The following is a 12,191-nucleotide window of genomic DNA, read 5'->3' as shown; positions in this document are numbered from 1 at the left end:
TCCACCAACGGTTGCCATCTCGGGTGCACCCCGTACGACTGCGGTGCACCCGAAACGGTTCCCGTCACTTCTGCTGCTGCGCCGGATCCTTGATCTGACCCTTGATCGCGGGGATCGCGTCATAGCTGCGGTTCGCGTCGCCGCGGTTGAGCTGCGGGCCCTGCGGCAACAGGTTGAGGATGTCGTTCGGCGCCGGTGGGAACGTCCCCTCCAGCCCGAGCGCCGCCGCCGTGCCCGCGTCCGGAACGCCGTAGCGCACGCCACGACCGGTCACGATGTGGACGGGTCCGCTGCCGAAGTCACCGGTGCCCTGGCTCGCCCGCACGACCGCCGCCTTGCCGGGCAGCATCAGGAACTGGTCGATGATCTCGCCGGCCGCACCGGGAGCGCCGAGCGCGACCGGGCTCATGTCCTTCGGGCCCGGCAGCACCGAACCGATGGTGACCGAGGTGTCGATCGCGTGCTGGGTCCGGTTCTGCGACTCGTAGTCCTTGCCCTTCCAGCCCAGGCACAGCACCGCGTTGTTCGCGTTCGCCTCGATCGTGGTCGGCGTCTTCTCCGGGTACTGCGTGAGGTCGAGCTTGTTCTTCGGCTCGAGGTTCTCCGTGACCGCGCTCGGGGAGAGCTCGGTCGCCTTCTTGTTGTTCGCGTACGCCCAGCGCAGCAGGTCGCCGACCGTCTGGCCGACCTCCTGGAACCCGTCCTCCAGCGCCACCATGAAGCGCTGGGTGCCGGTCAGGCTGACCGAGATGACGTCACCGATGTTCACCTTAGTGTCGGCATCGGTGACGTAGGTGGCCGGCTTTCCCAGGTTGGGGATGACCGGCGCCTTCAGCGGGTTGGCCTCGCGGATCGAGTTGAGCAGCGCCGTGCTGACCGCGCGCGGCTTCTTGTTGCGCAGGTTCAGCGCGTTGACGACCTTGTCGTCCTTGAGGTCGACCTCGGCGCGGACCGTCGACGACGAGATGTTGAAGCCCTCGGGCTTCTTGTAGATCAGGTACGCCTTCCTGGCGCCGGTGCGCTGCTGCACGAGCACGGCGTTGTCGCCCAGCACGCTGTTGCCGCCGCTGACGCCGGCGATCACGGAGGTCTTGATCTGGTTGCTCGCGGACTGGTCGCTGCGGAACGCGTCCAGGTCGAGGGTGTCGCAGACCGACCACTGCGCGTCGATGCGGGTGTTCGGCTTCGGCAGCACGTCCGGTGCGTCCGGCAGGCCGGTGAGGCGGCCGCGCGGGTACTTGGACAGCGCGGCCTCGCTCACGAGCTTGGGCTCGCCGCCGGCCGCACCACCCGAGGCTCCGCCGACCTGGCCGCCGGGTGCGTCGCCGCCACCGCTCTGCGCCTGGTCCGGGTTCGACTTCGAGTACCAGAGCAGACGTGCGGACGCGAGGTTCGTCATCGGCACCAGCACGGGTGTCGACGACGCGTTGTCGACGACGTAGACCTGCCCGGTCTCCTTGCTGATGGCGATCTGCGTTTCCTTGTCCAGGCGCGGTGCGGGCTTGAAGAACCCGTACACCAGGAAGCCGAGCAGACCGACGATGCCGAGGATCACACCGACCGATGTCGCACGGGAGTGGTTGCGCATGGGGTCATGCAGCATCACGGCGTCTCTGCGGACCAGAGCGGACTGCATCCGCCGCAGGACGAATTGGTAGGCCTGGACCTGTGACTTGGTGGTGGGTGTTGATGCCATTCTCGGCTCGCTGCTCTCCCAGTCGCGGTACGGTTCGGCAGGATAGCCGGACGCAGGTTGCTACGTGGGCCGGTTCGCCAAGCCCACCGACCACCGAGGGGAAAGAGACCACAACGGATGTCCGTGACCACTCCACATCCGCCCCGGCCGAACCCCGGGATGGCACGGCCGCAGGGCCCAGGGGGTCCTGGCCAGCAGGCACCTGCGCCTCCGCGTCCCGTCGGGCGTGTCCGGCGCAGAGCGGCCGGCGTCAGCCTGGGCTCCTTGCCCGTGTCGAACGTAGTCACGATCGAGGTCGGTCTCGCCATCGCACTCCTCGTGCTCACGCTCGTCGGGGTCAAGGACGCGAACGACAACCTCAACGTCGTCTCGGTGTCGATCGCCGGTGGCGTGCTGCTGATCGCGCTGGTCCTGGCCTTCACCCGTTCGCGTGGTCGCTGGCTGACCCAGTGGATCGGCGTGCGGCTGCGGTACAACTTCCGCTCGCACAGCCGCACCGCGAACCGCGACGCGCCGCAGGAGTCCAAGCCCGGTGACGACGAGATGCAGGTGCTCGGTCCCGACGACCCGCGCGTCGCGTTGCTGCGCCTGGCGATCCCCGACCTGGTGATCGCGAAGGGCGTCGACCACGAACGCCGCCCGCTCGCGCTGTCGTGGCACGACGGCGTGTGGACCGCGGTCCTGCTGGTCGACCCGACCCCGCCGCTGATCTCCGCGGTCGGCTCGGCGCCGTCGCTGCCCCTGGGAGCGCTCGCACCGTGCCTGGAGGACCGCGGCGTGGTGCTGGACGCGATCACCGTGCTCTGGCACTGCTACCCCGGCAGCGCGGCGCTCGCGCCGAACTCCCCGGCCGTCAGCTCGTACATGGAGGTGCTCGGCCCGCTGCCCGCGGCAGCCAGGCGCACCACGTGGATCACGGTCCGGCTGGACCCGCGCCGGTGCGGCGAGGCCATCCGCGAGCGCGGCGGCGGCGTCGTCGGTGCGCACCGCGCGTTGATCGGTGCGCTGTCCCGCGTCCGCAACGCGCTGGAGTCCGCCGGTGTGACCATCCGCCCGCTCGACTCCGACGAGCTGCTGCGCGCGGCGATCTCCTCAGCCGAGCTCACCGCCGCGGTCGGCAACACGAACCCGGTGTCGTTGCGGGAGAAGTGGTCCGGTGTCACGGCGGGTGGTGTCGGGCACGCCAGCTACGCGATCACCGGCTGGCCGGCGAAGGGCCTCAAGGGCAACCTGAACGCGCTGACCGGCGTGCGCGCGCTGTCCTCGACGCTGGCGATGTCGATCTCGCCGTCGCGTGAGGACGGTCAGGTCTCGCTGCGCGGCCTGGTGCGGGTGAGCGCCCGCACGCCGAGCGAGCTCGACCGCGCCGACGACCAGCTGACGAAGCTGAGCGACAAGCTGGACATCACGCTGACCCCGTTGCGGGGCATGCAGCTCGCGGGTCTCGCCGCGACGCTGCCGCTGGGAGGTGTGGCATGAGCACGTCGACCCGTCTGCTGGACACCCGCGGCCGCGGCGCGGTGGCACCGGAGTTCCTGGTGTCGCCGACCATGCTCGACCTGGTCAGCCCGAGCGGTGACCGTGGCGGCATGATGCTCGGCCAGGGCGTCAAGGGCGAGCCGCTCACCGTGTCCGTGCTGCGCCCGACCCCGACCCGCATGGTCGTGGTCGGCGGGCTGTACCTGGCGCGGCAGATCGCGTTGCGGGCCATGGCGACCGGCGCGTGGATCATCATCGCGACCGGCCGCCCGCAGGCCTGGCAGCCGGTCGTGCGCGCGGCGGGCCAGGGCCCGGACGGCCGCCCGTCCCAGCTGGTGCAGCTGCGCCGGTTGTCGCCGGCGGACCTGCCGCGCCCGACCGAGGACATGCCGCTGCTGGTGATCCACGACGGCGGCCACGTCCCGCAGGAGCTCTTCCCGCCGCGGGCGCCGTGGCAGACGACGATGTACGTGCTGCCGTACCTGCACCCGCAGGCCTCGTCGACGGCGAACAACGCGGACCTCGTGCTGCTGCAGCGCCTCCCGATGGGCCAGGCGCAGCTCGCCGGGCAGATGTGGCGGTTGCGGCCGCAGATGTTCCAGCAGCTGACCCAGCTGAAGGACGACCAGGTCATCGCGATGGGCCAGGACATGTGGGCGCACCTGCGCCTGTACACGACGCCCACCGAACAGCAGATCCTCGGAGCGGTCCGCCGCGGCGACTGAGGACACGACGACCGGCGCCCCCGAACGGATCACCGTTCGGGGGCGCTGTCGTTTGGGCGCTGTCGTTCTCACGCGTTCCGAAAAGGGCCGCCATTGCGGCGTGCTCTGGAGACAAACGGCCTATCGGTAGCACTCCATTCGCCGCCGTCCCGGATCGCTCACCCGTTCTGAGCGAATTGTTCTGTCCATAGACCCGGCGCACTAACTCATTCACATCCGCGTGAAATCTGTGGAATGGCCGATCGCGTCTCAATCCGCAGAACTTCTTGTGCGAAATCCTTCCCCGCCACTAGGAAAAGTTGCACCTGCACGACCCTGCGACGAGGGAGCACGCTGCTATGGGTGAATCGTGGCTCAGACGAGCGGCTGGAATCGGACTGGTAGCCGGCACGGCGCTCGCGCTGACCTCCGTCTCCGCCACCGCTGCGCCCGAGGGGGAGATTCGCAACCTCGGTGCGTCCAACGCGGTCAAGGACAACTACATCGTGGTGCTGAAGGACTTCAGCACCGCAAGCGTCGAGAACCTCAGCGCAAAGTATGACGCTCAGGTAAAGCACACGTACAAGTCCGCTTTGCGCGGTTTCTCCGCGAAGATGTCCGAATCCGCCGCACGCCGGCTGGCCGGGGACCCGAGCGTCGCCTATGTCGAGCAGGACGCCGAGGTCCGCATCTCCGACACCCAGACGCCGACCCCGTCGTGGGGCATCGACCGCATCGACCAGCGCGCGCTCCCGCTGGACAACAGCTTCACCTACCCGAACGCGGGTTCCGGCGTCACCGCCTACATCATCGACACGGGCATCCGCATCACCCACAGCGACTTCGGCGGCCGCGCCTCGCACGGCCGTGACACGGTCGACAACGACAACGACTCCACCGACTGCAACGGCCACGGCACCCACGTCGCCGGCACGGTCGGCGGCACCCGGTTCGGCGTGGCCAAGGACGTGAAGCTCGTCGGCGTCCGCGTCCTCAACTGCTCCGGCTCCGGCACGTTCGCAGGCGTCATCGCGGGCATCGACTGGGTCACCGCCGACGTGCAGGGCAACCCGGCCCGCAAGCCCGCGGTCGCCAACATGTCCCTCGGCGGCGGCGCGAACCAGACCGTCGACGACGCCGTGAAGCGCTCGATCGCCGCCGGCGTCACCTACGGCCTCGCCGCGGGCAACGACAACGGCTCCAACGCCTGCAACACCTCCCCGGCCCGCACCCCGGAAGCCATCACCGTCGGCTCCACCGAACGCACCGACGTGCGCTCCGGCTTCTCGAACATCGGCACCTGCCTCGACATCTTCGCGCCGGGCACCGCCATCACCAGCGCCTGGCTGACCGACGACAACGCCACCAACACCATCTCCGGCACCTCCATGGCCACCCCGCACGTGGTCGGCGCCGCAGCCGTGTTCCTCGGCTCCTCCCCCACCGCCACCCCGCAACAGGTCCGCGACGCCCTCGTCGAGAACGCCACCCCCGACGTCGTCACCAACCCGGGCACCGGCTCCCCGAACAAGCTCCTCCACATCACCGGCACCACCCCCGGCAACCCGCCCGGCCAGTGCCCGGCAGCCACCAACGACACCGACACCGCCATCCCCGACGCCAACTCGGTGACCTCCCCCATCACCATCGCCGAGTGCAACGGCAAGGCCACCTCCACCGCCACCGTCAAGGTCGCGATCAAGCACACCTACCGCGGCGACCTGGAACTGGCCCTCATCGCCCCCTCCGGCACCGTGAAGCTGCTCAAGACCGCCAGCAGCAACGACAGCACCGACGACATCAACGCCACCTACCCGGTCAACGTCGCCACCGAGGACGCCAACGGCACGTGGCAGCTGCAGGTGCGTGACCTGTACCGCCAGGACACGGGCCACATCGACTCGTGGACGCTCGACCTGTAACCGCTGCCTTCTCTCCACCCCTCGGAGCCCCCGGTAACAGCCGGGGGCTCCTCCCTTGTTGGGCAGGCGCTGGTGGTCAGCGGGATGGACACGCGGATGGAGGGCGGGGTCGCGAGGCTGCCGCTGAAGGCACTGCGGGCAGCCGAAGGCGAGGCTTTTGAACCTTCAGCGACGGGCAGCGGTACACCCACCGGCATCGCGAAGCGGCGATGAACCCAAAAATTTCGGCCAGTGCCCGCTCAACCACGCACTCAAGGTGATCGACCACGGTTTGAACGCGCCGTCTAGGCGCTATCGGTAAATCGCGCCGTCTAAGCGCCCCGTCGTCTTACGACAACGTCCGCACCCGCCGCGTCGCCTCAGCCCGAGCCCCCAACTCCCCATCCCCCGGAAAATCCACCCGCACCAACGACAACCCGTGCGCCGGCGCCACCGTCACCCCACTGGCCCGCCCGTGCAGCGACAGCAACGACCCAGGCCACTCCACACCCTTCCGCCCCTCCCCAACAGCCAGCAACGCCCCGATGAGCGACCGAACCATCGAGTGGCAAAAGGCATCCGCGGACACAAACGCCGTGATCACACCGTCATCGCCGCGCGACAACGACAACCGCTGAAGCTCGCGAATCGTCGTAGCCCCCTCACGCCGCTTGCAAAACGCGCAAAAGTCGTGCTCCCCCAGCAACAACTCAGCCGCAGCATTCATCGCGGCAACGTCCAGAGCACGCGGCCAAGCCAGCGTGTCCAGCCGCCGCAACGGGTGCGCACCAAAGGCAGCATCGGTGACGCGGTACTCGTAATGCCGCCGCAGCGCCGAAAACCGCGCGTCAAAGGCAGCAGGAACCACCCGCGCCGAGAACACCCGCACGTCGGTGGGAAGGGCTCGAGCCAAGCGCTTCGGCAGCGCGGGAACGTCCACCGACGACGGCAGGTCGACGTGGGCCACCTGGCCGGTGGCGTGGACGCCTGCGTCGGTGCGGCCGGCCACGGTCAGGGAGACGTCCTCGCGCAGCACCATGGACATGGTGTCCTCGAGGACGCCGCAGACGGTGCGGCGGGAGGGTTGGCGGGCCCAGCCGGAGAACTCGGTGCCGTCGTAGGCCAGGTCGAGGCGCACACGAACGAGCCCGCCGCCCCCGGAAGCGGGAACGGCGGGCTCGTCAGCAGGAGAACCGCTCAGGACTCGTCCTTCTTGTCCTTGGCCTCTTCCGCCTTGACGTCCTCGGCCGACGGCTCGCCGTCGACCTCGACAGCACCCTCGGCGGGCTCGTCGGCAGCGTCCTTCGTCGCGGACTCGGGCGCGTCAGCGTCCTGGTCGACGACGGCGGTCTCGGCCGGCTTCTCGTCCTTGGCGAACTTGGTCTTGCGCGCAGCCTCGGCCTCGGTGGAGACGAGCTTCTGCTGCACCAGCTCGATGATGGCCATGGGGGCGTTGTCGCCCTTGCGCGCCAGCGTCTTGGTGATGCGGGTGTAGCCACCGGAACGGTCGCTGAAGAACGGACCGATCTCGGCGATCAGCTTGTGCACGACGTCCTTGTCGCGGATCAGCTTCATGATCTCGCGGCGGTTGTGCAGGTCGCCGGCCTTCGCCTTGCTGATGATCTTCTCGGCGTACGGACGCAGCCGCTTCGCCTTCGCCTCAGTGGTCTTGATCCGGCCGTGCTGGAACAGCGCCGTCGCCAGGTTGGCGAGCAGCAACCGCTCGTGCGCCGGAGACCCACCGAGCCGGGGGCCCTTGGTAGGGGTGGGCATCGCTTGCTCCTGTAGTAACTGTTGCGATCCTCTAGCTCTGAGATCAGAGCGTCAGAGCTGCTCGGTCTCCGCGTAGTCCTGGCCGTCGTCGTGGGGGTCCAGGCCAGCGCCGGCACCCCAGCCCGTGTCGGACGGGTGGTAGTCCGACGCGGCGGCGGACGGGTCGAACCCAGGAGGCGAGTCCTTCAGCGCGAGGCCGAGGCCGACGAGCTTCATCTTGACCTCGTCGATCGACTTCGCACCGAAGTTGCGGATGTCCAGCAGGTCCGCTTCGCTGCGCGAAACCAGCTCGCCGACGGTGTGGATGCCTTCCCGCTTCAAGCAGTTGTAAGACCGGACCGTGAGGTCCAGGTCCTCGATCGGCATCGCGAACGCGGCGATGGTGTCGGCCTCGGCCGGCGACGGGCCGATCTCGATGCCCTCGGCGTCGATGTTCAGCTCGCGAGCGAGGCCGAACAGCTCCACCAGGGTCTTGCCCGCGGAGGCGACCGCGTCCCTCGGGGTGATCGAGGGCTTGGTCTCCACGTCGAGGATCAGCTTGTCGAAGTCCGTCCGCTGCTCAACACGCGTCGCCTCGACCTTGTACGTCACCTTGAGAACCGGCGAGTAGATCGAGTCGACGGGGATGCGGCCGATCTCGGCGCCCGCCTGCTTGTTCTGGACAGCCGGGACGTAGCCGCGACCGCGCTCGACGACGAGCTCGATCTCCAGCTTCCCCTTGCCGTTCAGGGTCGCGATGTGCAGGTCGGGGTTGTGCACGGTGACACCGGCCGGAGGCACGATGTCGCCCGCGGTCACCACACCGGGGCCCTGCTTGCGCAGGTACATGGTCACCGGCTCGTCCTCCTCGGACGAGACGACGAGCTCCTTCAGGTTCAGGATGACGTCGGTGACGTCCTCCTTCACCCCGGGAACCGTGGTGAACTCGTGCAGCACGCCGTCGATGCGGATGCTCGTGACAGCAGCACCGGGGATCGACGAGAGCAGCGTGCGGCGGATCGAGTTGCCGAGCGTGTAACCGAAGCCCGGCTCCAGCGGTTCGATGACGAACCGGGAACGGGTCTCGGAGACCGCTTCCTCGCCGAGCGAGGGGCGCTGGGAAATCAGCACTGGGTTCAACCTTTCTACAACGACGCCCGCTATTTGACGCCGTCACGACGCCGGTGCGGAGACCGGCAAACGCACTCGGCACACCCTTCGCGCCGATGCGGGACCCGACCTCGGTGACCGTCCACGTGGGACAGCCACCGAGAGAGGATCACTTCGAGTAGAGCTCGACGATGAGCTGCTCGGTGACAGGCGTGTCGATCTGCGCGCGCTCGGGCAGCTGGTGCACGAGGATGCGCAGGTTCGAGGGAACGACCTGCAGCCAAGCCGGGATCGGGCGGTCACCGAACGACGCGCGAGCGGCCTCGAAGGGCAGCGTCGGCATCGACTTCGGCTTCACGTCGATGATGTCGAACTTCGACACCTGGTAGCTCGGGATGTTCACCTTGTGGCCGTTGACCAGAAAGTGCCCGTGGCTGACCAGCTGGCGAGCCTGGCGACGCGTGCGGGCGAGGCCCGCGCGGTACACCACGTTGTCGAGGCGGGCCTCGAGGATCTGGAGCAGGTTCTCACCGGTCTTGCCCGGGCGACGAACCGCTTCCTTGTAGTAGCGGACGAACTGCTTCTCGAGCACGCCGTAGGTGTACCGAGCCTTCTGCTTCTCCTGGAGCTGCAGCAGGTACTCGGACTCCTTCACCCGGCCGCGGCCGTGCTGGCCGGGCGGGTACGGACGGCGCTCGAACGCCTGGTCCCCACCAACGAGGTCGACCTTCAGGCGGCGCGAGATGCGCGTCGCGGGTCCCGTGTAACGAGCCATTAGTTCTTACTCCTCCCCGTGCCTCAGACCCGGCGCCGCTTGGGCGGGCGGCAGCCGTTGTGGGGCTGCGGGGTCACGTCCTGGATGGTGCCGACCTCGAGACCGGCGGCCTGCAGCGAACGGATCGCGGTCTCACGGCCGGAGCCGGGACCCTTGACGAACACGTCCACCTTGCGCATGCCGTGCTCTGCGGCCTTGCGGGCGGCGTTCTCGGCAGCCATCTGCGCCGCGAACGGCGTGGACTTGCGAGAACCCTTGAAACCGACGTGGCCGGCGGAGGCCCACGAGATCACGTTGCCCAGCGGGTCCGTGATGGACACGATGGTGTTGTTGAACGTGCTCTTGATGTGCGCCTGGCCGTGCGAGACGTTCTTCTTTTCCTTGCGCCGGATCTTCTTGACCCCGGCGCCCTGACGGGACTTCGGTGGCAAAACAAACTCCTAAGTTGAGGGCAGCAGACCCGAGGTCTTACTTCTTGCCGGCCTTCTTCTTGCCGGCCACGGTCTTCTTCGGACCCTTGCGGGTACGAGCGTTCGTCTTCGTGCGCTGTCCGCGAACGGGCAGGCCGCGACGGTGCCGAAGACCCGCGTAGCAGCCGATCTCCATCTTGCGACGGATGTCGGCCGCGACCTCGCGACGGAGGTCACCCTCGACCTTGAAGTTGTTCTCGATGTAGTCCCGCAGAGTGGCGACGTCATCGTCCGTCAGATCCTTCACCCGGAGGTCGGGCGAGATCGACGTGGCGGCCAGCACCTCCTTGGAACGGGTGCGGCCGATGCCGAAGATGTAGGTGAGCGCGATCTCCATCCGCTTTTCGCGGGGGAGGTCGACGCCAGCGAGTCGTGCCATGTGGCGGTTAGCTCCTGTCGATTACTTCCAGGTCTGCTCCTCGCCCAGTTCCGGCGACTGACTCGCTGTGTCGTTCCGGCTGCTCTCACAGCCGGTGTCCCGGCCCCGGCCTGGAATCCGGGGGTGTCCGCACGCTTGAAGCCCTGCGTGCGGCAGGTGCGAGGAGTTTCTCGTTACTGCGTCATCGAAGATCTCGACGAGCGCGTGGTGGAGCTGCTCAGCCCTGGCGCTGCTTGTGGCGCAGGTTCTCGCAGATCACCATGACCCGGCCGTGACGGCGGATCACCTTGCACTTGTCGCAGATCTTCTTGACGCTCGGCTGGACCTTCACGCCTGAAGTCTCCTGCTATTGGAGGTCACTTGTAGCGGTAGACGATGCGCCCGCGGGACAGGTCGTAGGGCGAGAGCTCCACGACAACCCGGTCCTCAGGGAGGATGCGGATGTAGTGCTGACGCATCTTGCCGCTGATGTGCGCGAGTACCTTGTGACCGTTCTCCAACTCGACGCGGAACATCGCGTTGGGGAGCGGCTCGACTACGCGGCCCTCGACCTCAATGGCCCCGTCCTTCTTGCCCATGTCCTCCGCGTTTCGTGACGGTGATAATAACCTTTGGACGCGTTTCACCCCGGCTCGATCTCACCTCGGAGGGCACGACAGAACCGGCGCTACAGATGCGCCACCTGACCAGTGTACGCAGTTCACTCCGGCAACCCAAATCGGGCCCTGCCGACTCCGCCACCCCGGCGCGCGCAGCTCTCCAGCCACGACCGCAGCGTGCCGATCCGGCTGTTCTCGGTCTCGTACAACCCCAACACCGACCGCAGCGCGCGGACGCGTCAAGCGATGACGCGCCTCCCGTACAGGGTGTCGTCAGAGCACCGCTGAGCTGCGCTGTTGAGCGCGGCGCCGCCGGATCGTCGGCCGCGCGTCTCCGCGGCCTCCGGTCCGGACTTCAGCCGCACCTCCCGATCGCGCACGACGGCGTCGTGCACCTCGGTGATGCGAGTCACTGCTTCGACGTACGAAGTCCGGACGCACGACGGCGCGGCCCCCGCCTCACGTGGAGACGGGGGCCGCGCCGAAGACGTTCTGCGGTGGTGCCGGGCTCACTCCTCGGGCGCGGTGAGCACCCAGGGACCTTCCTCGGTGATCGCGACCGTGTGCTCCCAGTGCGCGGCACGCGTCCCGTCGAGCGTGATGACGGTCCAGCCGTCCTCCAGCTCCTGCGAGTCGTCCGTGCCGAGCGTGAGCATCGGCTCGATCGCGATGGCCATGCCGACCTTGAGCTTCGGGCCCTTGCCAGGCTTGCCGTAGTTCGGCAGGAACGGGTCCATGTGCATCTTGGTGCCGATGCCGTGGCCGCCGTAGTCCGCGACGATGCCGTACTCGATGCCGTCGCGCTCGCCCGACTCGATGGCCGATGCCTCGATGGCGAACGAGATGTCGGTGAGCCTGCCGCCGGGCAGCGCGGCCTCGATGCCCGCGAGCATCGACAGCCTGGTCGCCTCGGAGAGCTTGTGGTCGGCCGGCGAGAGCTCGCCGACGCCCACGGTGACCGCCGAGTCGCCGTGCCAGCCGTCGAGGATGGCACCGCAGTCGATGGAGATGAGGTCGCCCTCGGCCAGCACCTGCTTGCTGCTGGGGATGCCGTGGACGATCTGCTCGTTCACCGACGCGCAGATGCTCGCCGGGAAGCCGTTGTAGCCCTTGAACGACGGGACGGCGCCGGCGTCGCGGATGGTCTGCTCGGCGATCTCGTCGAGCTCCTGCGTGGAGACACCGACCTTCACCGCGTCGACGACGTTGCGCAGGGCGCTGGCCACGACCAGGCCGGAGGCGCGCATGGCCTCCAGCTGGCCGCGGGTCTTGATCTCGATCATGCTTTCACTGCCTGGGGAAACGAGGGACCGGAGTCGGTCGAGC

General features: G+C 68.1%; 14 protein-coding genes. 3 read left to right on the top strand and 11 right to left on the bottom strand.

Annotation, left to right across the window (positions count from 1 at the left end):
- Positions 1–64: 64 nt before the first annotated feature.
- The gene (gene eccB / locus BBK82_RS17730) at positions 65–1,696 is read right to left on the bottom strand and encodes a type VII secretion protein EccB (protein ID WP_065915987.1); all 1,632 of its coding nucleotides are present in this window, start codon (positions 1,694–1,696) and stop codon (positions 65–67) included.
- Between the two features lie 270 nt (positions 1,697–1,966).
- On the opposite strand from eccB, the gene eccE reads away from it, so the two are divergent.
- The 3 genes from eccE to BBK82_RS17715 all read left to right on the top strand — a co-directional run bounded on the left by eccE (position 1,967) and on the right by BBK82_RS17715 (position 5,801).
- Positions 1,967–3,175: a type VII secretion protein EccE gene (gene eccE / locus BBK82_RS17725; RefSeq protein ID WP_065915986.1), complete on the top strand. Its 1,209-nt coding sequence runs from the start codon at positions 1,967–1,969 to the stop codon at positions 3,173–3,175.
- Positions 3,172–3,900, top strand: a complete 729-nt coding sequence (locus BBK82_RS17720) for a hypothetical protein (RefSeq protein ID WP_065915985.1) — start codon at positions 3,172–3,174, stop codon at positions 3,898–3,900. The genes eccE and BBK82_RS17720 overlap by 4 nt, the downstream gene beginning before the upstream one ends.
- 338 nt (positions 3,901–4,238) lie before the next feature.
- Complete coding sequence (locus BBK82_RS17715) at positions 4,239–5,801, top strand: S8 family peptidase (protein ID WP_065915984.1); 1,563 nt, start codon at positions 4,239–4,241, stop codon at positions 5,799–5,801.
- A 328-nt stretch (positions 5,802–6,129) separates the two neighbouring features.
- On the opposite strand, the gene truA is transcribed toward BBK82_RS17715, so the two are convergent.
- From truA to map, 10 genes are all read right to left on the bottom strand, one after another.
- Positions 6,130–6,918, bottom strand: coding sequence for a tRNA pseudouridine(38-40) synthase TruA (gene truA, locus BBK82_RS17710; RefSeq protein ID WP_218920628.1), 789 nt, complete (start codon positions 6,916–6,918; stop codon positions 6,130–6,132).
- 59 nt (positions 6,919–6,977) lie between these two features.
- A complete protein-coding gene (gene rplQ, locus BBK82_RS17705) occupies positions 6,978–7,553 on the bottom strand; it encodes a 50S ribosomal protein L17 (protein WP_065915982.1) in 576 nt (191 codons plus the stop codon).
- Between the two features lie 51 nt (positions 7,554–7,604).
- A complete protein-coding gene (locus BBK82_RS17700; protein ID WP_053733132.1) occupies positions 7,605–8,663 on the bottom strand; it encodes a DNA-directed RNA polymerase subunit alpha in 1,059 nt (352 codons plus the stop codon).
- A 148-nt stretch (positions 8,664–8,811) separates the two neighbouring features.
- The gene (rpsD, locus tag BBK82_RS17695) at positions 8,812–9,417 is read right to left on the bottom strand and encodes a 30S ribosomal protein S4 (RefSeq protein ID WP_030472035.1); all 606 of its coding nucleotides are present in this window, start codon (positions 9,415–9,417) and stop codon (positions 8,812–8,814) included.
- A 23-nt stretch (positions 9,418–9,440) separates the two neighbouring features.
- Positions 9,441–9,848, bottom strand: a complete 408-nt coding sequence (gene rpsK, locus BBK82_RS17690; protein WP_065915981.1) for a 30S ribosomal protein S11 — start codon at positions 9,846–9,848, stop codon at positions 9,441–9,443.
- A gap of 37 nt (positions 9,849–9,885) precedes the next feature.
- Positions 9,886–10,266 (bottom strand): 30S ribosomal protein S13, encoded by a 381-nt coding sequence (gene rpsM / locus BBK82_RS17685; RefSeq protein ID WP_053733134.1) that lies wholly within the window; start codon positions 10,264–10,266, stop codon positions 9,886–9,888.
- Positions 10,267–10,483: 217 nt separating this feature from the next.
- Positions 10,484–10,597, bottom strand: coding sequence for a 50S ribosomal protein L36 (gene rpmJ / locus BBK82_RS17680; protein WP_010148647.1), 114 nt, complete (start codon positions 10,595–10,597; stop codon positions 10,484–10,486).
- Between the two features lie 25 nt (positions 10,598–10,622).
- Positions 10,623–10,844: a translation initiation factor IF-1 gene (gene infA / locus BBK82_RS17675; RefSeq protein WP_005166804.1), complete on the bottom strand. Its 222-nt coding sequence runs from the start codon at positions 10,842–10,844 to the stop codon at positions 10,623–10,625.
- A 260-nt stretch (positions 10,845–11,104) separates the two neighbouring features.
- The gene (locus tag BBK82_RS50280; protein ID WP_154697364.1) at positions 11,105–11,278 is read right to left on the bottom strand and encodes a hypothetical protein; all 174 of its coding nucleotides are present in this window, start codon (positions 11,276–11,278) and stop codon (positions 11,105–11,107) included.
- 96 nt (positions 11,279–11,374) lie between these two features.
- Positions 11,375–12,148, bottom strand: a complete 774-nt coding sequence (gene map, locus BBK82_RS17670; RefSeq protein ID WP_065915980.1) for a type I methionyl aminopeptidase — start codon at positions 12,146–12,148, stop codon at positions 11,375–11,377.
- Positions 12,149–12,191: the final 43 nt, after the last annotated feature.

It is taken from the genome of Lentzea guizhouensis, from assembly GCF_001701025.1.
Classification (GTDB): Bacteria; Actinomycetota; Actinomycetes; order Mycobacteriales; family Pseudonocardiaceae; genus Lentzea; species Lentzea guizhouensis.
Note: the sequence above shows the minus strand (reverse complement) of the source record. Positions and strands in the feature narration are given on the sequence as shown.

What these genes read in the sequence shown, in the direction of transcription:
- BBK82_RS17715 (WP_065915984.1), top strand. Translation starts at nt 4,239, where the DNA reads ATGGGTGAATCGTGGCTCAGACGAGCGGCTGGAATCGGACTGGTAGCC.
- rpsM (WP_053733134.1), bottom strand. Translation starts at nt 10,266, where the DNA reads ATGGCACGACTCGCTGGCGTCGACCTCCCCCGCGAAAAGCGGATGGAG.
- infA (WP_005166804.1), bottom strand. Translation starts at nt 10,844, where the DNA reads ATGGGCAAGAAGGACGGGGCCATTGAGGTCGAGGGCCGCGTAGTCGAG.
- BBK82_RS17720 (WP_065915985.1), top strand. Translation starts at nt 3,172, where the DNA reads ATGAGCACGTCGACCCGTCTGCTGGACACCCGCGGCCGCGGCGCGGTG.
- eccB (WP_065915987.1), bottom strand. Translation starts at nt 1,696, where the DNA reads ATGGCATCAACACCCACCACCAAGTCACAGGTCCAGGCCTACCAATTC.
- map (WP_065915980.1), bottom strand. Translation starts at nt 12,148, where the DNA reads ATGATCGAGATCAAGACCCGCGGCCAGCTGGAGGCCATGCGCGCCTCC.
- rpsD (WP_030472035.1), bottom strand. Translation starts at nt 9,417, where the DNA reads ATGGCTCGTTACACGGGACCCGCGACGCGCATCTCGCGCCGCCTGAAG.
- rplQ (WP_065915982.1), bottom strand. Translation starts at nt 7,553, where the DNA reads ATGCCCACCCCTACCAAGGGCCCCCGGCTCGGTGGGTCTCCGGCGCAC.